The 20,789-nt window shown below is 62.8% G+C and carries 15 protein-coding genes; 8 read left to right on the top strand and 7 right to left on the bottom strand.

Features of this window, described 5'->3' with window-relative positions:
- Positions 1–79: 79 nt before the first annotated feature.
- Together AACX88_RS16785 and AACX88_RS16780 are read right to left on the bottom strand one after the other, a co-directional pair.
- A complete protein-coding gene (locus AACX88_RS16785; RefSeq protein ID WP_339394010.1) occupies positions 80–961 on the bottom strand; it encodes a cyclase family protein in 882 nt (293 codons plus the stop codon).
- 38 nt (positions 962–999) lie between these two features.
- The gene (locus AACX88_RS16780) at positions 1,000–2,106 is read right to left on the bottom strand and encodes an NAD(P)-dependent alcohol dehydrogenase (protein WP_339394009.1); all 1,107 of its coding nucleotides are present in this window, start codon (positions 2,104–2,106) and stop codon (positions 1,000–1,002) included.
- A 382-nt stretch (positions 2,107–2,488) separates the two neighbouring features.
- Between AACX88_RS16780 and AACX88_RS16775 the strand changes: the two genes are divergently transcribed.
- Both AACX88_RS16775 and AACX88_RS16770 read left to right on the top strand, forming a co-directional pair.
- Positions 2,489–4,522, top strand: coding sequence for a hydantoinase/oxoprolinase family protein (locus AACX88_RS16775; protein ID WP_339394008.1), 2,034 nt, complete (start codon positions 2,489–2,491; stop codon positions 4,520–4,522).
- A 12-nt stretch (positions 4,523–4,534) separates the two neighbouring features.
- Positions 4,535–6,307 (top strand): hydantoinase B/oxoprolinase family protein, encoded by a 1,773-nt coding sequence (locus AACX88_RS16770; RefSeq protein WP_339394007.1) that lies wholly within the window; start codon positions 4,535–4,537, stop codon positions 6,305–6,307.
- A 61-nt stretch (positions 6,308–6,368) separates the two neighbouring features.
- On the opposite strand, the gene AACX88_RS16765 is transcribed toward AACX88_RS16770, so the two are convergent.
- From AACX88_RS16765 to AACX88_RS16745, 5 genes are all read right to left on the bottom strand, one after another.
- On the bottom strand, positions 6,369–8,246 hold the full coding sequence (locus tag AACX88_RS16765; protein WP_339394006.1) for an ABC transporter substrate-binding protein: 1,878 nt from the start codon (positions 8,244–8,246) through the stop codon (positions 6,369–6,371).
- Positions 8,243–9,733, bottom strand: a complete 1,491-nt coding sequence (locus AACX88_RS16760) for a peptide MFS transporter (RefSeq protein ID WP_339394005.1) — start codon at positions 9,731–9,733, stop codon at positions 8,243–8,245. The genes AACX88_RS16765 and AACX88_RS16760 overlap by 4 nt, the downstream gene beginning before the upstream one ends.
- Before the next feature lie 188 nt (positions 9,734–9,921).
- Entirely contained in the window at positions 9,922–11,424 is a 1,503-nt protein-coding gene (locus AACX88_RS16755; protein ID WP_339394004.1) for an NAD-dependent succinate-semialdehyde dehydrogenase, read from the bottom strand.
- Positions 11,425–11,448: 24 nt separating this feature from the next.
- Positions 11,449–12,855: an NAD(P)/FAD-dependent oxidoreductase gene (locus AACX88_RS16750; protein WP_339394003.1), complete on the bottom strand. Its 1,407-nt coding sequence runs from the start codon at positions 12,853–12,855 to the stop codon at positions 11,449–11,451.
- 170 nt (positions 12,856–13,025) lie between these two features.
- On the bottom strand, positions 13,026–14,435 hold the full coding sequence (locus AACX88_RS16745) for a PucR family transcriptional regulator (RefSeq protein ID WP_339394002.1): 1,410 nt from the start codon (positions 14,433–14,435) through the stop codon (positions 13,026–13,028).
- Between the two features lie 784 nt (positions 14,436–15,219).
- Between AACX88_RS16745 and AACX88_RS16740 the strand changes: the two genes are divergently transcribed.
- From AACX88_RS16740 to AACX88_RS16715, 6 genes are read left to right on the top strand one after another with little or no spacing between them, the layout of a single operon-like run.
- Positions 15,220–15,432 carry a hypothetical protein gene (locus AACX88_RS16740; RefSeq protein ID WP_339394001.1) on the top strand — a complete coding sequence of 71 codons (213 nt, stop codon included), beginning with the start codon at positions 15,220–15,222 and terminating at the stop codon, positions 15,430–15,432.
- A complete protein-coding gene (locus tag AACX88_RS16735) occupies positions 15,429–15,938 on the top strand; it encodes a hypothetical protein (protein ID WP_339394000.1) in 510 nt (169 codons plus the stop codon). The genes AACX88_RS16740 and AACX88_RS16735 overlap by 4 nt, the downstream gene beginning before the upstream one ends.
- Complete coding sequence (locus AACX88_RS16730) at positions 15,925–16,764, top strand: hypothetical protein (RefSeq protein ID WP_339393999.1); 840 nt, start codon at positions 15,925–15,927, stop codon at positions 16,762–16,764. Before AACX88_RS16735 ends, AACX88_RS16730 begins: the two co-directional genes overlap by 14 nt.
- Positions 16,761–17,348 (top strand): hypothetical protein, encoded by a 588-nt coding sequence (locus AACX88_RS16725; RefSeq protein ID WP_339393998.1) that lies wholly within the window; start codon positions 16,761–16,763, stop codon positions 17,346–17,348. Before AACX88_RS16730 ends, AACX88_RS16725 begins: the two co-directional genes overlap by 4 nt.
- Before the next feature lie 29 nt (positions 17,349–17,377).
- Complete coding sequence (locus tag AACX88_RS16720) at positions 17,378–18,061, top strand: hypothetical protein (RefSeq protein WP_339393997.1); 684 nt, start codon at positions 17,378–17,380, stop codon at positions 18,059–18,061.
- A gap of 40 nt (positions 18,062–18,101) precedes the next feature.
- Positions 18,102–20,066: an FtsK/SpoIIIE domain-containing protein gene (locus AACX88_RS16715; protein WP_339393996.1), complete on the top strand. Its 1,965-nt coding sequence runs from the start codon at positions 18,102–18,104 to the stop codon at positions 20,064–20,066.
- The last annotated feature ends 723 nt before the right edge of the window (positions 20,067–20,789 follow it).

Raw genomic sequence — 20,789 nt, 5'->3', positions numbered from 1 at the left:
GCCCGCTTTCGAGGCCGCCGAGATCTCCGACCTGTCGCTGAACGACAACCCCACCCGCGCCATCTGCACACTCCACCGATCAGACCCCCGCCGACCGGGAGTGTTGCTTCGACGCTATGACACCACCTTTCGCTTCGGAGAGCTCTTCGCAGTTGACGACTTCGATGAGCGGGCAACCGGCCTCGTTGAACAGGTAGAGGTGGACCGGGCACCACGTCTGATCGTTCTCGGTAGGAAGCTGTTCGAAGGCGACGTTGTCCGAACCCACCAGCATCGCGCCCTGTTCGACCAACCACTTCGCACCCTCGAGGTTGCATCCGGGCTCATCCGTGAGGAACTTTTCCGGATTGGGCCATTCCTGAAAGCGACCGGTGCGGATGAGGACAACGTCGCCTTCGGCGATCTCGACCCCTTGGATATCGGCTGTTGCTGCGAGATCCGCCGCGCCGATCCCATATCCTGCGGGTAGTTGGTCAAGCCCCTTGTAGGCTGCGACATCCAGCAGAATGCCGCGGGCGATGACCGGCGGAATCACGTCGACACCGCATTTGTCCCATGCGCGGCTTCCGACGTGGTCTTCATGACGGAAGCCGTTGAAGATCTCTCCGTGGCACCCGAAATGATTGAGTGCGTCCAGATGAGTCCCGCTGTGCGTGTACATGTGGATCGCGTCACCGGTATAGCTGGTCAGTGCGTTCGCCTCACCTGACAGCCCCGCCGGGTTGTCGATGAGGTCGCCTGCAGGATCGTGGGTCTTGTACAGCTGATAACTCGGATCGCCTAGAGCGCTCCAGGTCGGCATACCCACGAAATATTCGCTCGAGAGGTCGAACAGGCGGGACCCGTCGACGCGAGACATGATCTTCGCTCGGGATTCGTCGGTGAGCAGGTTGAGCCGGCCCATCTCATCATTTTGCCCCCAAGGGCTTTTGGACACTGTGAATTCGTGGTGATCGGCCATGGCCTTACCTCGTTCTGTCGTTCGTTGTCATCTGCAGGTCACTGCGGCATTCTGACGATGGCTTTGACGGTGGCTCCGCTCTCGATGTCGTCAAAAGCTCTGTTGATGTCAGTGAGTTCGTAGTAGGTCACGAGCTTGTCGATCGGGAAGCGTCCGGCCCGCCAGTGCTCAACCAGTTCTGGGATGAACGATTGGTAGACGGAGTCACCTTGGACGATGTTCTTGAAAGTCCACCCCTTGAGAAGCGAATCGCCGACCTCGAAGGTGACTTCGGCGCCCGAGGGAGGTGCGGCGACGGTACCCACTCGTCCCAGTGCACCGAGGATGTCGGCGGCCTGACGGGTGACAGTTCCGCTGGCAGTGGAGTTGAGACTAGCATCGACGCCCTCGCCACCGGTGATCTCCGTAACACGGGTGAAGAGGTCCTCGTGCGAGGAATTGATCGTATGGGTGGCACCGATCGTCTGTGCGAATTCCAGGCGTTGGTCGCTGAGATCGACGGCGATGATTGTGTTCGCTCCGACGAGCTTGGCGGCCATGATCGCTGCGGAACCGACGGAGCCCGCTCCGAAGACGGCAACCGATTCGCCCGCACGTACTGCCAACGAATTGATGATCGAACCAGCCCCGGTCTCCATCCCGCACCCGAGGGGACCGAGAAGTTCGATGGGAACGTCTCCCGCAACTTTGACGACGCTGCGTTCATTGGCCAGCGTGTACTGGGAGAAGCTGGACTGACCGTAGAAATGAGACGAGACGGGGTTGCCGCTCTCGTTGAATCCGACCGAACCGTCCAGCCGCATGCCGTTGATGTTGAGTGTCTCGAAACTCACACAGTACGAGGGCTTGCCCTTTCGGCAGGTCTTGCAAACACCACATGAACCCGGTGCCATGATCACGTAGTCGCCGGGAACGACCGTCGTGACGTTTGAGCCGATCTTCTCGACAATTCCGGCCCCTTCGTGACCGGCGACCGCCGGCAGTGCGGTCGGATAGATCCCGTCCCGAACGAGGAAGTCCGTATGACAGATGCCGCTGGCAACGACCTTGACCATCACCTCGTTGGGCTGCGGGTCGTCGACGTCGATTTCGCCGATCTCGAGCGGTTTGCTGTGTTCGCGGTTGATTGCTGCAACCGATTTCACTGTGCCTCCTCACACTTCAATGTTGTGGAAGCGATGCTAATGAACGCGTGGTCCCGTTGAGAAGGCGTTTGGTGACGAACATATGACTGTTGTGCAACCGCATAACGGATACGAAGCCGCGAAATGATGCTTGCAGTCGAACCACCTAAGACCATCAATTCCTTGCTGTCAGTCCATCTGGTCCGGGCCGAAATTATTAACATACATAGCTTGCCGAACTCGAGTTTTCGATCTCAATCGGAGAGATACGCAATTTGTACGATCCATGATCCAGCGGCTCTTGTTTGACTCGGCCTCAACCATCCAAAGACGTGATGGGGGCCACACAGTCGGATTTCGAGCGAAACCGAAACTGTGCGGCTGAACCGACGGAAGGAATCTGATGTTTCGCGTAGGAGTCGACATCGGTGGCACATTCACCGACCTCTATGCCTGGGAAGAAGACAGCCCCAGCACGCAGGCAGTTCGCACTGCGAAGGTGCTCTCCACCCCCGAAGATCTCTCGATCGGCGTGATGCAGGCTCTCGCTTCGGCGGGAATCCGCCCCGATGAGATCACCAACATCGTCCATGGGACGACTGTCGCGACGAATGCGCTGATCCAGCGCAACTACCCGGACCCCGCTCTCATCACCACGCAGGGCTTCCGCGACGTGCTCGAGATCGGCCGACAGCGTCGAGAGCACCTCTACGACCCGTATCAGGTAAAACCCGCACCGCTGATCTCCCGACGCAACCGTTTCACCATCACGGAGAAGATGGGCGCGGACGGCTCCACCGTCACTCCGCTGGACGAAGACGAGCTGCGGGCGAAGGCGGAGGTCATCCGCGACCGGGGGATCCGCAGCATCGCGGTCGCGCTCATCAACTCGTACAGCAGTGGTGAACACGAAAGGCGGGTCCGCGAGATCCTCACAGAGGTCATCCCCGATGCCGCCATCGCGCTCTCCCATGAGACGAGCCCGAAGGTGCGCGAGCTGGGCCGCTTCACGACCACGGCGATCCGCGCCGCCATGCTCCCGGTGGTCGGTGACTACATGAACCGTCTGGAGGAGAAGCTCGCCGAGGAAGGGTCGACAGCCCCCCTTTACATCGTCAAGAGCAACGGCGGCATGATGAGTGCCGACAATGCCAAGGACCATCCGGAGGAGCTCATCGAGTCCGGCCCCGCTGGCGGAGTCGCCGCCGGTGCCTACCTCAGCCGGCTGCTCGAATCGCCCAACGTCGTGGTCACCGATGTCGGTGGTACCAGCTTCGAGGCGGCGCTTCTCGAGAACGGCCGCGGACTGGTCACTGACGAGTACGAGCTGGAATGGGAGATGCCCGTCGTCGTCCCGATGCTCGACATCCGAAGCATCGGTGCCGGTGGAGGGTCCATCGCCTGGATCGACAGCGGTGGTTCGCTGCGTGTCGGGCCGCAGAGTGCCGGAGCCGTCCCGGGTCCTGCGTGCTACGGCCGGGGAGGCACAGCGCCGACGGTCACCGACGCCAATCTGGTGTTGGGGAGGATCAGCCCGGATCTCAGCGGCAAGTTCGCGCTGGACACCGCTGCCGCCGAAAAGGCCGTCTCGACGGTCGCCGAACCGCTCGGGATGTCCGTGGCCGAGGCCGCCGAAGGCATCCTCACCATCCTCAGTGAGAACATGGCGAGCGCCATCCGCATGGTCTCCAGCGACCGTGGACGCGATCCTCGCGACTACGCGATGGTCGCCTTCGGCGGCGCGGGAGGACTCCACGCGTACGAGACCGCGAAATCGGCCGGCGTGGCGAAGATCGTCGTCCCGCCCTACGCGGGAGTGGCCTGTGCGTTCGGAGCCATCACGATGGACATCCGCCACGATCTCGAAGGCACGTTCTACTCACCGCTCGAAGGCGTCGACATCGCGGCATTCAACTCGGAGCTCAGTCGCCTGGAGGGCCGCGCACGCGAACTGCTCGAGCGGGATGGAGCGGATTCGAGCACAGCGGTCGTCGACCGATTCGCAGCGATGCGCTATGTCGGACAGTCCTATGAGGTCATGACCCCCCTGCCCGCCGGAGAGCTCACCGAGGATTCGATCGAGACGATCAAGCACAGCTTCTTCAAGGAGCACGAACGGGAGTACGGGGTCTATTCGGAGGACTTCGCGGTCGCCGTCGTCAATCTGCGGGTTACCGCGGTCGGCAGCACCGGACGCACCGACATCGACTCTTCGGCGAATGCCTCGGGCGGGACCGGAGGCGCCCCGTCGAAGCGCGAGGTCTTCTTCGAAGGCGAGTTCGTCGAAGTCGACGTCTACGGACCAGGCACCCTGAGCGACGACGCCTCGATCGCGGGTCCGGCTCTCATCGAACAGGAACACGGCGCGATCGTCGTGCCACCACAGGCCAAGGCGGAAACCGATCGCTACGGCAACATCCTCATCGAAAGCAAGTAAGGAGCACCAGCCATGACTCAGACAACCGCCGGACGGGATCTGGATCCCGTCACTTTCGAAGTCCTGCGCCGAGGGTTCGACTACGCCTGCGAACGCATGTCCCAGGTGCTGCAGAAGGCCTCGTTCTCCCCGATCATCTACGACATGGTCGACTTCTCGAACGCACTGTTCGACGCCGACGTCGAGCTCATCGGGCAGACCGCCAACTGCCCGATCCACATCGCCGCGATGCACTACAGTGCTCGGGCATCACTCGAGGAGTATCCGAAGGAGACCCTCAGCCCCGGCGACGTCGTCGTCCTCAACGACCCCTACCTCGGCGGCACCCACACCCCCGATGTCACCTTGACGACTCCCCTGTTCCACGGTGAGACGCTCATGGGCTTCGCGGTCAGCCGCGCTCACTGGACGGACGTGGGCCAGTCGTTGGACACCCATGTGGCCGGTGAGGGCCTGCGCCTGCCTCCGGGCAAGCTGATGACCCGCGGAGAGATCAATCCGGAACTGGTCTCGATCATCAAGAACAACACTCGCACACCCCAGTACATCGACGGAGACATCCAGGCCCAGTTGGCGGCACTGTGGGCATGCCGCGACGAGATCGAACGGCTCACCAACCGCTACGGACTCGACGTCATGCGCGAGGGCATGCGCGAGGTGCTCGACTACACGCAGGAACGGACGCGCAAGGCGATCGAGGCGATCCCCGACGGTCGGTACGAGGGCGCCGACTACATGGACAGCGACGGCTACAGCGAAGAGCCCGTCAACGTGCGTGTGGCACTCGAGATCAAGGGAGACCGCATCCATGTCGACATGACCGGCAGCGATCCGCAGGTCATGGGGCCGATCAACTCGCCCTTGGCGAACACGGCCTCGGCGATTTACTACTCGCTGAAGTTCTTCCTCGATCAGAACGCGCCGGCCAATGCCGGCCTGTACCGTCAGGTCGATTTCACGATCCCCGAGGGCACCTGGCTCAATCCGGTCTGGCCCGCGCCGACCATCGGCTGCACGACGGCCGCGGCATCGAAGATTACCGCAGCGATCTGGGCGGCATTCGCCAAAGCCATTCCGGACCGCAGCATCGCCTCCACCTACGCGGAGGGCAACTGGTTCAACGCATCCGTCACCGACCCGGCGACTCGTGAGACATTCATCTTCGCGGATCTGCCTGCCGGCGGCTGGGGAGGTACCCCGTTCAACGACGGGATGAACGTGACGATGGACCCGCTGGGCAACTGCCAGAACCTGCCCGCAGAAACCGCCGAGATGCTTTTCCCGCTGCGCTACAACGCCTTCGAGATGATCACCGACTCGCCAGGAGCCGGCAAGTTCCGGGGCGGCGCCGGAGTGCGTCTGGTCGTGGAGTTCGTCGGACACGGACAGATCAGCACCATGGAATCCTCACGGACCCGAGCCGGTTCGCCGGGCACGAACGGGGGCGGAGAGGGACGCCGCCAGAAGCAGCTGCGCCGCAAGGCCGACGGCACGGTGGAATCGGTCGGCGGGCTCTCCGACAGCGGTGAGTGGCTGCCGCAGATGCTCGGCGGAGTCCAGTTCAAACCGGGCGAGTCCTTCGTCTTCGAGTCCGGAGGCGGAGGCGGCTGGGGAAGCCCCCTGGAACGCGATCCCGACTCGGTGGCCGCCGATGTCAGGAACGACCTGGTGACCGTGCAGTCCGCATCGGAGGTGTACGGAGTGGTCCTCGACGAACACCTCGCCGTCGACCAGCCGGCCACCGATGCCCGTCGCAAGGAACTGGCCACGGCCGTCCGCGGCTGAGCACCCTGAGGCCCGATGACGGTCCGGGCGAGGTTCGCAACAGCGGACCTCGCCCGGACCGTCATCGGGACCAGTCGGGAACGATGAAGCGACTGACTGCGTAGAGGTCGGGCGAGACGAGCAGGTTGCGACCGTCGCGGATCTGGAAGATCGTATGTGCTTGAGCGAGCGACGGGTCTGCCGAAAGGATCCCCCGCTCACGTGGCGACCCGGGTTCGGGCTGCAGGGCCAGCGTGCCCTGCCCAGGGGTGCCGAAGGAATACGCTCCGTTGACTCCGCGGTATCGGCTCTCTTTGAGACGACCGGCCACCTCGGCGAAGTCCCACGGGTCGTCCGCGCGAAGCCAGGCGTCGGAGAGCAGATTGATCCGATCATAGGCGATACCCGCATGCGAACGTCCGGGAACGGTCCGAAACCGCTCCTGGTACTTCTGCGCAAAGCTCTGCCCGAGATCGTCGGAGTATGTGCCCGTCGTCGTCGCCCACAGCAGACCTTCACACGCATCGCCCAGACGGCGTCGGTATTCGGGCAGCGAGGGAGCGTAGACCGCGTATCTCAGAGCCCTGCTGCGCATCTGATCCACCGCAGTGAAGAACTGCGTATGCTCTTCGACGAAATAGCTCGCCAACATGATGGCGGCCGGTGTCAGACCGACGGCTTCCGTCGCCGTACGGGCCCAAACCGCTGTGTCTTCACTCGACCCCGTGGCCTCGATGATCTGCAGGTCCCATCCCTGCTGCCCGGCGAGCGTTTCGGCTTCGCGGACCCCGTAGTCCACGAAGTCCCAATCGCGTTGCTGGACGATCACCAGTCGATTCGACTGCGGAGACCAGTCTGGGTCGTCTCTGAGCTTCGTCATATAGCGTACGAAGGTCGGAGCGTACGCTGTGTCGGTCGGACAGCATTGGAAGACATGCTGATGCCGCTGCCGGTCTCCTGCGGCGATCTGTTCGAGTGAACTGGATGCGGATGAGTGCAGGAACGGCATTCCCTCAGCACTCGACATTTCCATCGCTTCCATCTGATGACGCAGATATCCCGAGGTGATGGCGGCGACCCCGGATGACAGCAGGCTGTGGACCCCGTGACGGACTGAGGCGAGGTCGTCGACATCGACGTCGACGGTCTGCAGGCGGACAAGCCGACCGTGGACTCCGTTCCGTCGGTTGATCTCCTCGACGGCGAGCTGGGCTCCTCGCGCCATCTCGATCGCATCCGGAGAAGCCCGACCTTCTCGCGGCACGAGCGCACCGACGGTGAGCAGACCGCTGCGCGGGCGCGTACGGGTCGACCCCGGCAGCAGGAGGTCCCGATGACCGCGAGAGCGGAAGATACGAGCGATATCCAAGGCACGCAGCTTGGCATCGTCGATGTACAGCGGCAGCGACAGCAGACCCTCGGTGAAGGCGGTCGCCGCGATCTCGGTGCGATTGGCGACGGAGAGCTTGCCCATGATGTTCGCCAGATGGGTGGTCACGGTGCGGGCACTGAGCTGCAGCGCGTCGGCGATCTCGCCGTTGGTCATTCCGGCCGCGATCAGTGTGATCAGCTCGATCTCTCTGACGCTCAGTCCATACGGCGGGTATCGGTACGGTCCGGCTTCGATCCGCGCCGCAGGCATGCTCCCTTCGACCACCTTCGAGATCGACACCCGCCAGATCCCCCGGAACGACGACGCCTGCGTTCGCAGCGGTGGCCCTCCCTCAATGGTGCCGGCTTCCCCCAGGGAAGAAGTCCAGATGAAGGTGGAATGGGTTATGCGTTCGCGTATCGCTCCAAGGGCGAGTTCGATGAGGTCCGGCGGAAGCCGCAGAGCGTGACCGCTGTCGCCGCTGCCCGCCTCGACGATCTCACCGTCGGGCAAGACGATCGCACTGCTCCGCAGCAGCGACTGTTCACTGCCGTCGAAGGATTCGCGTCGGTGCGATGTGATGCTCATCTCAGCCATGATTGTAGGGCATCCGGTCGACCTGCGGCCGCGGATGGCTGAATGCTCGTCGCTGTAGCCGAAGTCCGGCTCACGCCGAGGGCAGGCCCTATCCGAGTCGACGTCCGAGGCCCGTGCGGAACGTCCACAGCGATGCGCCCGCCCCTATGCCGATTACGGCGACGAGGAGAAGATAGGCTCTGGTGTCGATCATGGCATAGAGCCGGCCCATTAGCCCTGATAGCGAGGATCCCAGGGCCAAGGTGAGGAAATTCAGTCCCACCAGCTGCGATGCGAAGGATGAGCGCCCGATGCGGGTGGCCAGCGACAGGCTGACCGGTCCGACGAATACCTCGGAGGCACCTGCGACGATCATGACGCCGATCATGAGCAGCAACGGAATCGACGTACCCGGCAGGGTCAGGACGATGAGCAGCAGGAGCAGATAGGCGACGCCAATCTGCGCGAGGCCGGCAGCGAATTTCGTCGGTGCGGATGGTCCCGAGGCCCCGCGTCGGCCCCACACGCGGGCCAGCAGCTGAGTGACGGCCAGCAGCGGCCAGCTGACTGATCATAGTCACCCAGGCCACCGGGAACGTCCACGTCCCGATCCGCAGGTCCACCGACTCCGCGATGAGGACCGCGACTGCGGTGAATTGCTGGAAGAGGAGCCCGAAGAAGATCCCGGCGATGAGGAATAGCAGCAGGTAGGCGCGAACCCTGGCCTTCTCATCTGAGGTCACCGCCGGCGAAGTCAGCATCAACGCGAAATACGACGCAGCGGCCAGCACGGTCACGACGGTGACGATGACGGACAGCTGAGCGGCTCTGATCGTCCCGGAGACGATGAGCCATCCGATGCCGGTTCCCAACGCGGCCGCGATGATTCCGCAGAGAACCAGTCGGCCGCGGCGGATCGGTCTCAGCACATGGCCCGCACGGTCGGGGAGCTTGCCCACGGAGACCGCGTACTGTACCAGGGCGGCGACCATGCCGAGCGCGGCGGGGCCGAACCCCCACTTGAAGCCCCATTGGTTCTGGGCAAACCCCGCGCTGAGCGGTCCGACGACTGCCCCGACGTTGATGGACATGTAGAAGTACGCGAAGCCCACATCCCTGCGGGACTCCTCGGCGCCGGCCACGATGAAGCCGACGATGTTGGTGTTGTTCGTCTTCAAGTCCCCCGTGCCGAAGACGATGAGGACGAGCCCGATCGCCAATCCGGTCAGGCCCGGCGCGAAGGCCAGCACGATATGCTCTGCCGTGATGACGACTCCGCCCCAGAACACCATGTGTTTGGGGCTGAGGACCCGTTCGCCCGACCACGCTCCGAGCAGCTGCGCGAGATAGACCGCGCCCCCATAGGCACCGACGATTCCGGCCGAGGCCGCGGGGCCCATGTCGAGTCCGCCGTCGGCGAGGGAGTAGAGGAGGTAGAAGGTGAGGATGCCCTGCAGGCCGTAGTAGGAGAAGCGCTCCCACAGTTCTGTGAAGGCCATGCTCCAGATGCCCGAGGGCAGCCGCCATTCCGAGCGGAGCGGTCCGTCTTTGTCTCTGCGCGCACTTGAGCGGCTCACGCCGTCCCCATTGAGGGTGTGGATAGTCACCACCTATTGTCCTAATTTTTCACCTATGCTGACGGAATTTTTGAGCGGTCGGGGCACCCTCACAGCCCGGTCGGTCGAGTTCAATGGTGAGAAGTGAGCGAGTACTTCAATTGCGTGTATTCCTCGATTCCTTCGACGCCGCCTTCGCGGCCGAGGCCCGATTGCTTCCATCCGCCAAAGGGAGCTGCGGCATCCGAGATCACCCCTGTGTTGATCCCGATCATGCCGGCCTCGATGGAATCGACCATGCGCTGACCCCTGGCAAGGTCGGTCGTGAATGCGTAGGCTGCCAGCCCGTACTCGGTGTCGTTGGCGAGCTCAACAGCCTCCGCCTCCTCGTCGAAGACCACGATCGGCAGGACCGGTCCGAAGATCTCCTCGCGAAGGATCGCCGCTGTTCGAGGAACCTCGGTGAGCACGGTCGGCGAATAGAAGGTTCCTTCACCCGGGACTGGGCCGGTTCCGTACATGAGCTCCGCTCCGCAAGCTACGGCGTCGCGAATTAGTCTGTCGACCTTTTCGACGGATCGGGTGTCGATGAGGGGACCGATGTCGGTGTTCGGATCGGTGCCCGCACCGAGGCTGAATCGATCAACCTCGGCGACGATGCGTGCCACGAATCCTTCAGCGACACCTCGCTGCACGAAAAAGCGGTTCGCTGCCGTGCAGGCCTGGCCGGTGTTGCGGAACTTCGCTTGCATCGCACCGACGACCGCGGCGTCGAGGTCGGCGTCGTCGAAGACGAGGAACGGTGCATTGCCGCCGAGTTCCATCGACAGGCGCAGAACACCAGGAGCAGCCTGTTCCATCAGCCGGCGCCCCGTTCCCGTCGAGCCGGTGAAGGAGAGTTTGCGCAGTCTCGGATCCCGGATGATCGGTTCGGAGACGTCGGCCGGTCGCGAGGTGACGATCACGTTGACTACCCCTGGCGGTGTCCCGGCCTCTTCGAGCAGGGAGGCGAAGAGGAGCGTGGTCAGAGGTGTGGCTTCGGCTGGCTTGATCACAGCTGTGCATCCCGACGCCAACGCGGGTGCGAGTTTGCGCGTGGCCATCGCCAGCGGGAAGTTCCACGGGGTGACGAGGAAGCAGGGACCGACCGGGTAGCGGGTCACCGACATGCGACCGGTTCCTGCCGGATTGAGTCCGGTTCTCCCGTGCAACCTGACGGCCTCTTCGCTGAACCAGCGGAGGAAGTCGGCAGCGTACTCAACTTCCGACTGTGCCTCACGGAACGGTTTTCCCATCTCCAGGGCGATGAGGAGTGCGAAGTCTTCGTCGCGTTCGAGGAGCAACTCGTATGCGCTCCTGAGCAGATCCGACCGTTCCCGCGGGGAGCGTCTCGACCATTCGGGGAATGCAGAGGTGGCGGCGGTCAGCGCGGCTATTCCGTCGCTGGCCCGCGCATCGGCCACGTCTAGGAGTCGTCGTCCGGTGGAGGGATCGGTGACCGTGAGCTTGTCGTCCGTTGCTGCCGACCGCCATCTGCCGTCGATGAGTATCTGGCGCGGCACAGCGGCCAGCACCGATGCGATGCGTTCTTCGGTTGGGGCCGACGGGCCGTTCTGGGTGGGTGAGAGAACCATGTGCTCCTGCTTCCTCGGTGTCGCTCAGCGCCCGCTGACTAGGTTGGCTACCTTGGCGGCCCAGTTCGTCGAGGGGTCGTTCGTGGCGTATTCCCGATTGTCTGCGTGGCGATAGGCTGCGTAGAGAGCGGTCGCTCCGATCCATCGGATCGGTTCGAACTCCCAGTTGCGTGCGTGGCGGCCGACTAGCGGCAGCCGGGTCAGCGCAGTGTCCTTACCGAGGATGAGGTCGCGGAGGATCCGGCCAGAGAGGTTGGTGCCCGACAGCCCGTGCCCGACGTACCCGCCCGCGCTGAGGATCCCAGCCTCGCGGTCGAAGTTGACCGAGGCGCACCAGTCGCGCGGTGCTCCCAGCACACCCGACCACGTGTGTTCGAGTCTCGTATCCCGCAGTGACGGGAACAGTTCCACCAGGCGGTGCTGCAGCTGGGCGACTGCCGAATCCGCGGTGCGGCCGTTGAGATCGAAGCTCGACCGGAAGTTGTAGGGCACACCTCGACCGCCGATGGCGATGCGTCCGTCGGCGGTGCGGTGCATGTAGGTGAAGCTGTGGGCGACATCGCCGACGAGTTCTCCTCCGGTCCACCCGATCTCGTCCAACACAGTGTCACCGAGGGGTTCTGTGATGACCATGCTGCTGTTCATCGGGAGCAGTTTGCGAGCCTTGCCTTTGAGCGAGAGCGTGTAGCCCTCAAGTGCTTCCACGACGTAACCGGCACGCACCGTGCCCTGAGTGGTCGTGACCCGTCGCGGCTCGACCTGCACGGCCGTGGTTGACTCGAAGATCCGCACGCCCAGAGTCTCGACGACGTCACCGAGGCCGCGCGTGTACTTCGCGGGGTGGACACGGGCGCAATGGGGCGTCCAATATCCGCCCTGCACCCCGTCGACTCGGATGCGCTCCGAGAGTTCGCGGGGGTCGAGTTCGAAGACGTCCTCGGCACCCCAGCCCTGTTGCTTCATCTCGTCGAGGTGGTGGCGGGCGCGTGAGAGTTGGGCGGCGTTGGTCGCGACGTGGATGAGCCCATCTCGCACGAGGTCGTCGTCGAAACCCTCTTGTTGCGCGACGGCCACGGATTCGTCCACGGCCTCGAACATGGCCCGCTGCAGATCGCGTGCGGCCTCGACCCCGCGCGACTTCGCATAGCGTCGGAACTGTCCGACGGGTTCTGCGCTCATCCAACCGCCGTTGCGCCCCGAGGCACCAAAGCCGACGAACTCTCGTTCGAGGATCGCGATGTCGAGGTCGGGTCGTGATTTCTTGAGGTAGTAGGCGGTCCAGAGCCCTGTGAGACCGCCGCCGACGATGGCGACGTCGACGGCGAGGTTGCTGTCCAGAGACGCTCGGCGGCCGGGCATCCCGATGCTCCGGTGCCAGAAGGAGACGTCGCCGTTGACGAACGTCGGAGAGGTCAGGGTCCTAGGTGTCATGGTGCGTCCAAATCGTCGTCGATGCGGTTACCCACGACACACTAGCGGCCTCCATCGCCCGCACCAATGTTTCTTCAGTATGAAGACAATTCCCATTTGATACTTGGGTATGACGATGCTGCGGGGATAGTCGAGCGTCCCCGCCTCACTTCAACTCGTCCCCACCGCACTCACCGACCGCTCGCTTCCCACGCCTGGTAGGCGATCCACAACGAGGCGATGTCCGCAGAACTCGAGAGGCTCAGTCCGAGCACAGCCTGGATCCTTTGCAGTCGGTAGCTCAGGCTCTGGCGATGTATCCCCAGCTCGAAAGCCGTCTCCTGCCATTTGCGATCGTTGCGGAGATAGGCGAACAGAGTCGTGCGCAGCTTTGTGGAGGAAGGAGACGGGTCTCCGAGCTCACCGAGCACAGAATCGACGATGGCGGCCATCTCGCGTTCGGACCGTGCGAGGACGGACACCGGCCTGCTGTCGAATTCCGCCCACAGCTGTCCGCTGAAACGCAGCGTTTCCAGCGCACGCTGTGCCTCATGGGCTGCGGGGCGCAGGTCACGGACGTCCTCGAAAGTCGATGAAGCCCCCATGGGGAGCCCGAAGTCTTCGGCCATCGATCTCACCCGGTCAATCTCAGCGACGGGCACATACATGAAAGCGAGGAGTTCTTCGCTACCGAGGAGGACCGGAAGGTCGAGCACCGCCGCGGCACGTCCGATTTTGCGCCGTTCGGTCTCGGGGAAAGCGAGGATCCGATATCCGCGATCCGGCGTGTGCCCCTGCAGCAACGGCGTTACTTCGGACGGGTCGGTGACGCTGCGGAGGTCTCGATATGCGCGTTCGGACAGTTCCGTTCGGTGGTCAGCGGTGACGGTCACACGGTCTGCCGCCGTTTCAAGGACTTTGCGCAGATGGATGAGGAGGAAGCCGTCAATGGGCTCGTTCGGATGTTCACGCACGAGAAGTTCGGCACGGTGATCGCCGGAGAGGGGGAACCGCCTCTCCCGCCTGGAGACGGTGCTATCCGCTGCGCCCCTAGAGGTTAGGACGTCGAGGCCGGTCAGACAGTCGACGACCGACAGGCCGACATTGAGGAGAGTCGCAAGCTCCTCCACCAGCGTCGCCCCGTCGGCCGCGGATGTCGCGATCTGGTAGACCTTGCTCAGAGTGAGCACCTGCTGCACCCGGTCCGACGAGGACGCGGCCGCCACGTGGCGCGCGATGACGGCAAAGGGAATTCTCGATGCGGCAAGGAGAAGGGGAAATCCCCGAGTATCGGCTTCGGTCTTCATGGCATCGGACACCTCGGGGGCCGTCTCGTGGTCGCCGATGACGATCCCGGCTAGACCGGCCCTGTCGAGATGGGCGATTAAATCTTTCTGTCCCTCATCATCGTGCGGGACACAGTGACCGACGGTCATGAGTAATTCGTGGGGCCCGAGCCACTGTTCAGGAGATCTCAGTTCGCAACTGTGGGCCCACAGCACTTCACGTGTCAGGCCGTCGCCGCCGGCAAGCGACGAAAGCCCGAAGCTACTCACAGAGACCAGATCATCAACGGTGAGGATTGTCGCGCGTTCGTTCATGTTCGTGCTTCCAGTCGAACCGGGTGAATTATTCGTTCTTCAAGACAGTAGTGGATTCGACCTGGTTGCCTTGGTCGGAATGGGTATTCAATGCAGATTCTAGAACCCAGATGGAACACAAGAGAACGCCCGCTCCCCCTAGAGCCGTTTCATGGCCGGGGAGTTGACGATCTACTTGCCCCTGGTCTTCGTCGCCTCTGAGCTAGGGAGCGACCAATTCCCGCAACGGGCATAGGTCCCATCTTGGACTAGTGATCTGTTGGCTTTGTTCCGATTCCAGTTTTGTTCAAGGGTGGATAGGTTACCGCGCCCATTGGAGAACTCGGTCATATGTAGGTCTTAGCCTTGATCCACCGATTTGCCTAATGCCAGAGTGTTCGCTCGGATTAGAGCCTGAACGCTTTGAGAGGGCAGAAGGTATCGCTCCTGGTCTCGCACCGGTCTCTTCCACGCACATGTTCCCAGGATCTCCTCCTTGACCCTGGCCTCAGAGCCCTTTCGAGGGCGGATTCGTCGGGCCACCACTTGTCGGGGAAGGCCGACCCGGTCCACGCGCTCTTCGGGTCGGCCTCTCGGATCTTCCTCTGCCAAGACCACGTCAAGGCCATTTTCAAAGAACTCACTACAATTTCTTGGCGCCCCTTTCTCCAAGTTTCACCTGGTCCCGCAGATTTTGCCCTGCGCTTGCTAATCAAACTGTTATAGTACGTAACTTCTCTTTGCTTCTATTTCTGGCACTAGCATGATCTTCGACGGTCACGTTCAAACAGACAAAGGAGTACATGTGCCAGACAAGCGATCGCAGGAGACGCGGCTTCGACAAGCGAAGCTCGCAGCAGCGGCACGATACCGCCCGAACGAAGTGCATGACCGTCAGGTGGCTCTTCGAGTCAGCGGAGCAGTAGACGAAATCGACCGCATTCCTGCCCGGCCTTCCGAGTCCGACATGGTTTGGCTGGAAAAAAGAGTTCGCAAGCTCAAGGAGCTGGAGTCATGAGAATCGGCCTCTTTAATGAGGAGTCTGATGGGCACAAGTGGCAGGTCGCAGCAGTCATTCTGCTGGGTGGCGCTCTTTTCGCGCTGGGCTGGGCGTTGTCCCAGTCCGGGCTCCTGGAGATTGCAGCTACAGGCCTGGCCTTCTTTGCCACATCCCTCGCTAGAAGTATGTGGGCGACGTCGTCGTGGGCGCCCAAGGAATTCGCCAAGTCCGCAGGTCTGATCTCACAACTCCGCGCAGACTGGGATGAGTGGATCAGTACGCGAGGCACACTAGCGAAAGCGCTCATGGCACTGGCCATGACCATCGTGTTCATGGTCATCCGAGCAGTCGTCAGCGGAGCCCTGCAAGTGATTGCGAGCCCCTGGATAGCTTTGGCCATCGGTCTGGCGGGCGCTGCGGTAATAGCGTCCCCCAGCCTGATACGAGGGGCAATCACCGCCTTCAGAGAGAGACGTGGTGGAGAACAAGTCTCGGGCAAGGTTGTCGACCATGACCGCCCGTGAGAAACGCGCACAGGCCGCCGTAGAGGCTCACGTATGGCCTCCAATGCTCGCAGTAGACCCCGGGGCGACGAACACTGGCTTGTGCCTCCGAGTAGGGACGAACGCAATCGAGGCCGTCACCGTCGAGCGCGGCGAGGACACCGGCTGCCACACCCTCCAGACTGATTACGCACGGAAAGTGCTGGCGGTCATGGGCGTACTCCTCGACCGAAACCGCGACAGGTTGAATGAGGAAGCTGATCTCCGCGGCCTCCGCCCCACTGCCATTCGACGCTCGGTCGAAACCCTCGTCCCGCCCACGCCGCGCTCGGTGAAGGGTAGACAGAAGGCCGTCTCACCGTCCGTCCTGGCTGATCTACCAGGCGCAGGGATTGTCGTTGGCTCAGTTCTGGGGAGGTGGCCGAATTCGGTAACGGTCGCCCCACTGGGCAGGCCCGGCTGGGACGCAGTGGGCGCTGAGCACGCTCCCCGGCCGCTTAAGTACAAGACGCCGAAGACGTGGCTGGCCGGTGGCCAACATCGGGAACACCAGCGCTCTGCGTGGGCTATCGCCGGGGCGGCCCATGTCGAGTCCATGCCGGAACTCAAGACGCAGGTGGATGCGGTCGTCGCGTGGTCAGTCAAACAATCACCAGCCCGCGACGCGGAAGGCCTCGTGGCCCTTCTGCGCGAAGGAATCCAACAGACAGGGAGCTGGGACCTCCTCAACCGGCTCCCGGGCGTGGCGTACGCCGTGGTGGCCACGGCCACGAGAAACCCACGCTCCGGGGAGGACGCCAAACAGGACGTGGAAGCGCTTCTCGACAATACGAAGGACGCGCCATGAACACGAAGAATAAGCAGCGCGCCCGCCCGGTCATCGGTCGGATCGTCGCGACCCATAGCGAGACGTACTGGGACTGGGACGCGGAGCCTCACATCGCGGTGCACGGATACGGGATCGGCAAAACCAACCTGGCACGCGGACTCGCGCGACAGTGGCCGGGGAACACATTCGTTCTGGGGCAAACATACGAGTGGGATGTCGATGAACACCGAGTCGAGCCTCGCCTTGATCGCGCGCTCCCGGTTCTAGCAGCCTTGGTGGACGGGGCCACGGAGCCAACGCTGGTGGTGGTCGACGGACTTGACGGGCAGGCAGTGAAGGACGCCTCCACGGACGACGTTGAGCGTCTCCATGAATTGCTCCAGCAGCTGTCCGACGCAAAGAACGTCCACCTCCTCATCACTACTCGGGACGAGCAAATCGAGTGGGCTGAGACCCTCCAGGTGATCGCGGATGACTGGCTCAGACCGTTCGCTGGCCATCTTCTCCTAGGCCCCAGCGATCACGTCGTAGTTGAAACTTTTACCCCGTTCGTAGCGCCTCCCGGCTGGGAAGACCGTCGGCTCCCGAGACGACGGATATGAGACGCCGTGGCAAAGGTCTAAGCCGTGCGGTGGCGACGGGAGCTGCCATCACGGCTGGGCCCAGCGGTCTCCGTCGTTTCCTTGGGATCGTCACCGTGGTTGGCCTCCTCGCCATCCTCGCCGTCGTCGTCCTGTTGATGATCGCGGGGAAAGCCGGGTCGAGCGGCTCAGGGCCGTTCCCCTGCGCCCCCGAGGAAGTCAAAGTTCGGTATAGCCCCGATGACGCGCCCAAATGGGCGCATAAGGCCGTGGAGACCGCTCTGGAGGACTCGGGCAGGAAGCCGCGCACCATCAAGGAGACCGGGGAAAGGCGCGATCTCATGGTAGTGGTATGGCCCACGAGCGAGGGAGCCGCACCGAAGCTCTCTGGCAAGACTCTGCAATTGGAGAGGCGGTCCAGCGCGGACGAGGTGCAGTCCACGTTGAAGTCGCAGCTCACGCAGTGTGAGGACGCTGGCCAGGCGGGCGAGAACAAGAACGCACCGGAAGCGGAGGACGCGATAAAGGCTCCAGAGAAGCCGATAGTCAGGTGGTATTCCCCAATCGTCGTGATCGGCGTTCTGGTAGCCCTATGGTGGGCGTGCGGACCTGTCCTCGTTCGCCTCATAGGCAAGGGAGCCAGGTGTCGACCGGGCCAGGCGGTCGACGATGAAGAAGATGACCAAGAGGGTGAATCGCTAGAGCCGGCCAAGGAGGCGGGGCACCAAAAATGAAGCACGAAAACCCGGAAGAACTCTACGAGGAAGCTGTTGAATGATGACTGGAAGCGCAATGATCGGGCCGATCCTGGCGTTAGCCCTAATGATCGGAGGCTGGCTCGTCGCCGGGTCCAGAAACCAACACCAGCAGCCCCGCCGCGCCCTCGTCGGCCTAGGGCAGTGGATGGCGATGACTGGCTTTCTCCTGGGCCTACTGTCAATCCCACCCGCCGTTGGCGCGCGCCGCTACGCCGTCGCCCTCGTTCTGCTTCTCGTCGTCGGCATCGTCCTGGTGCGGCGTGCGGGTCGGAATGCTGTGGGGTGGACCTCCACCGGGGAAATCGTTACGTCGGCGGTGATACTTTGTTGGAGGACGCCCCGCAGGGCCCTCTGGAGCCTCGGTGCGCTCTTGTTGGGCATCGGCGTAGCCGTGTGGCTCGCACACGGGAGCTGGCCCCTCTCGGGCCTCCTGGGCGGGTTGGTTATCCTCGCACCAGCCCGATGGTGGATTCGGGCAGGGTACGAGCGAGAGAGGGCCCGCACAGGCGTAGAGAAGGCCCTGGCCGGGGTTATCACCGGCGGCGAAGAGTGGGACGGCCACACTGCGTCCATGCGTGGCGCGCCCATCAAGGTCAAGTTCCGTGGGGACGTAACCCCGGCCAAGATAGTCGGTCCGCTGCCTCCGGGATGGCGGGAGACCTCCATGGAGAGGGACCGCGCGGAGATTCGGGGGCGGCTGACGCATTGGGGGTCACCGTGGACGATAGTGACTGACTCGTCAGGTCGAGCCCTGTGTGCCACCTTGTGCGAGCCCCTTCCCACCGCTGTGCGGCTCCCGCAGACACGGTCCTGGAAATGGATCGATGCGAACAAACCGAGTCCTCTCGCGCTGTACTTGGGGGAGGCTCAGGACGCCGACTTGGGCGAGACTTTCCCGCTTTGGTGGGACCCTGACGCGACGGACCCTCACGCCCTGATCGGCGGAAAGACGAAGTCCGGCAAGACTGTGGGTCTCCGTCTCCTGGTGGCGCAGGCCATTGTGCGCGGCTGGGACGTGATTATCGCGGACCCGAAGGGTGTCGATTTCGTGTGGGCTGGACGTCTCCCCGGAGTCAGGTATTTCCCCGGCAAGGACTGCATCAATGGGGTGGTTGAGGCGGTCGCAGAGATGCACGCCCGGCAGGATTGGCTGTCGCGCCAGTTGTGGTCCGGAAAAGATGGTGCCGACGAGGAGGGCGACCTGCTGAAGGTCCAGGGACAGCCGTACGCGCCTTGCCTCGTGATCGTGGATGAGGCCGCTGAGTTATCCGGGCTTGGTGACGGCGACCAGCAGAAGGAAACCCAAGCAAACTTGTCATCGTTGGCGCGCCTATCACGGTTCGCGGGAATGGTCTGTGCCTTCGCCACGCAACGACCTGACGTCAAGTTTTTGAGTGGCGAGACGAAAGCCAATCTAGGTACGCGCGTGATGTACGGATCGGGTGGCCCGACGTTGACCAACATGGTGCTGGAAATGTCGTTGAAGGAGTTGTCGAAGTTGACGGATACGTGTCGTGGCCGAGGGCGCGCAGTCGTCACCGAAGGCACCGCAGTGGAGTTCCAGGGTGGATTCATTTCACCTAGCAACGTCAAGGCGCTCAGGGGTGTACTTGAACCTGATGGACTGACACCGGTGCGATACGTGGAAGAGCCGGAGTGGAGGTCACTCCTTAGAGCTGGAACGAGTACGGAAGAGATGAGCGTCGATGCGCTGAAGCACCCGGACTATGACCGTGTTGCAGCTGAGATCGACCAAAGTATAGAGGCCTCGGAAGCAACGTTCTGGAGTCCTGCTGCTGGTCAGGCAGCGGCGGAGACTCACCCCCTGGAAGGTGCCACCCCCACCCTTCCTCCGTGGGATACACCTCCGACCCTAGACACTCCCATTTCCCGGGCCGAAGAGCCTACCTTCCCGAGCCCCATCCCCGCCGATGACGTACCGCCCGATACCCCGTCCATTGATCCCATGAAGTACCTCTAGGAGATGGCTGCACGGGGTGTCCCCACCCCCGCTTTTCCGCTTTTCGCGGGTATGGCATACCTTCTGCAGAGATCCCCCTTGGAGGTACTTTCCGTCAAATGGAGCGCGCTACTCCTGGAGAGTGTTTTCCTGCGATGGAGTGCATCTGTGATGACCGCAAAGGATTCCTTGCGTCCAATGGGAACAGTGCATTCAGTGGACCCATTGGATACTTACGGGATACTTACGGGGAGTGCGTTTCCGCTCGATGCGCGTACTCCGGATTCCATGCCAGGATACTTTCCAGGACGATGTCGTTAGCCTAAGAAGCTTCCATCTCGCTAGCGCTCGCTGTTGCTTCTTAGGCTAACGCAGTTGTCAAGTACCCGCAATATTCCGGGTATGCGTATCTTGGAAGAGGCACACCCGAATCCCCTGGGTCCCCTGGACGCAAGGAATCCATCGAGTACAAAGAATCCTCATGACCACAATGGATCCACCGAGTACACACCCCCGGAAGACACTCCATCGCAGTAACCGCCTCCGGGGATGTCTGAGGTACGCGCCCCGCACCAGGGTGGGGATGATGTCGAAGTAAGGGTGCCGTTTTCCTCCCCCTGGGCTGTGTCAAGTTTCGTAGACGATCTCTTTGTGGATCAGGCGGCGATCGCGGCCTGAAGGGTGTAGTCGGCGCGCGCTTCGGCGGGCGTGCGGTAGCCGAGGCTCGAGTGGAGCCGCTGCCGG

It is taken from the genome of Brevibacterium metallidurans (assembly GCF_037101285.1).
GTDB lineage: Bacteria > Actinomycetota > Actinomycetes > Actinomycetales > Brevibacteriaceae > Brevibacterium > Brevibacterium metallidurans.
Note: the sequence above shows the minus strand (reverse complement) of the source record. Positions and strands in the feature narration are given on the sequence as shown.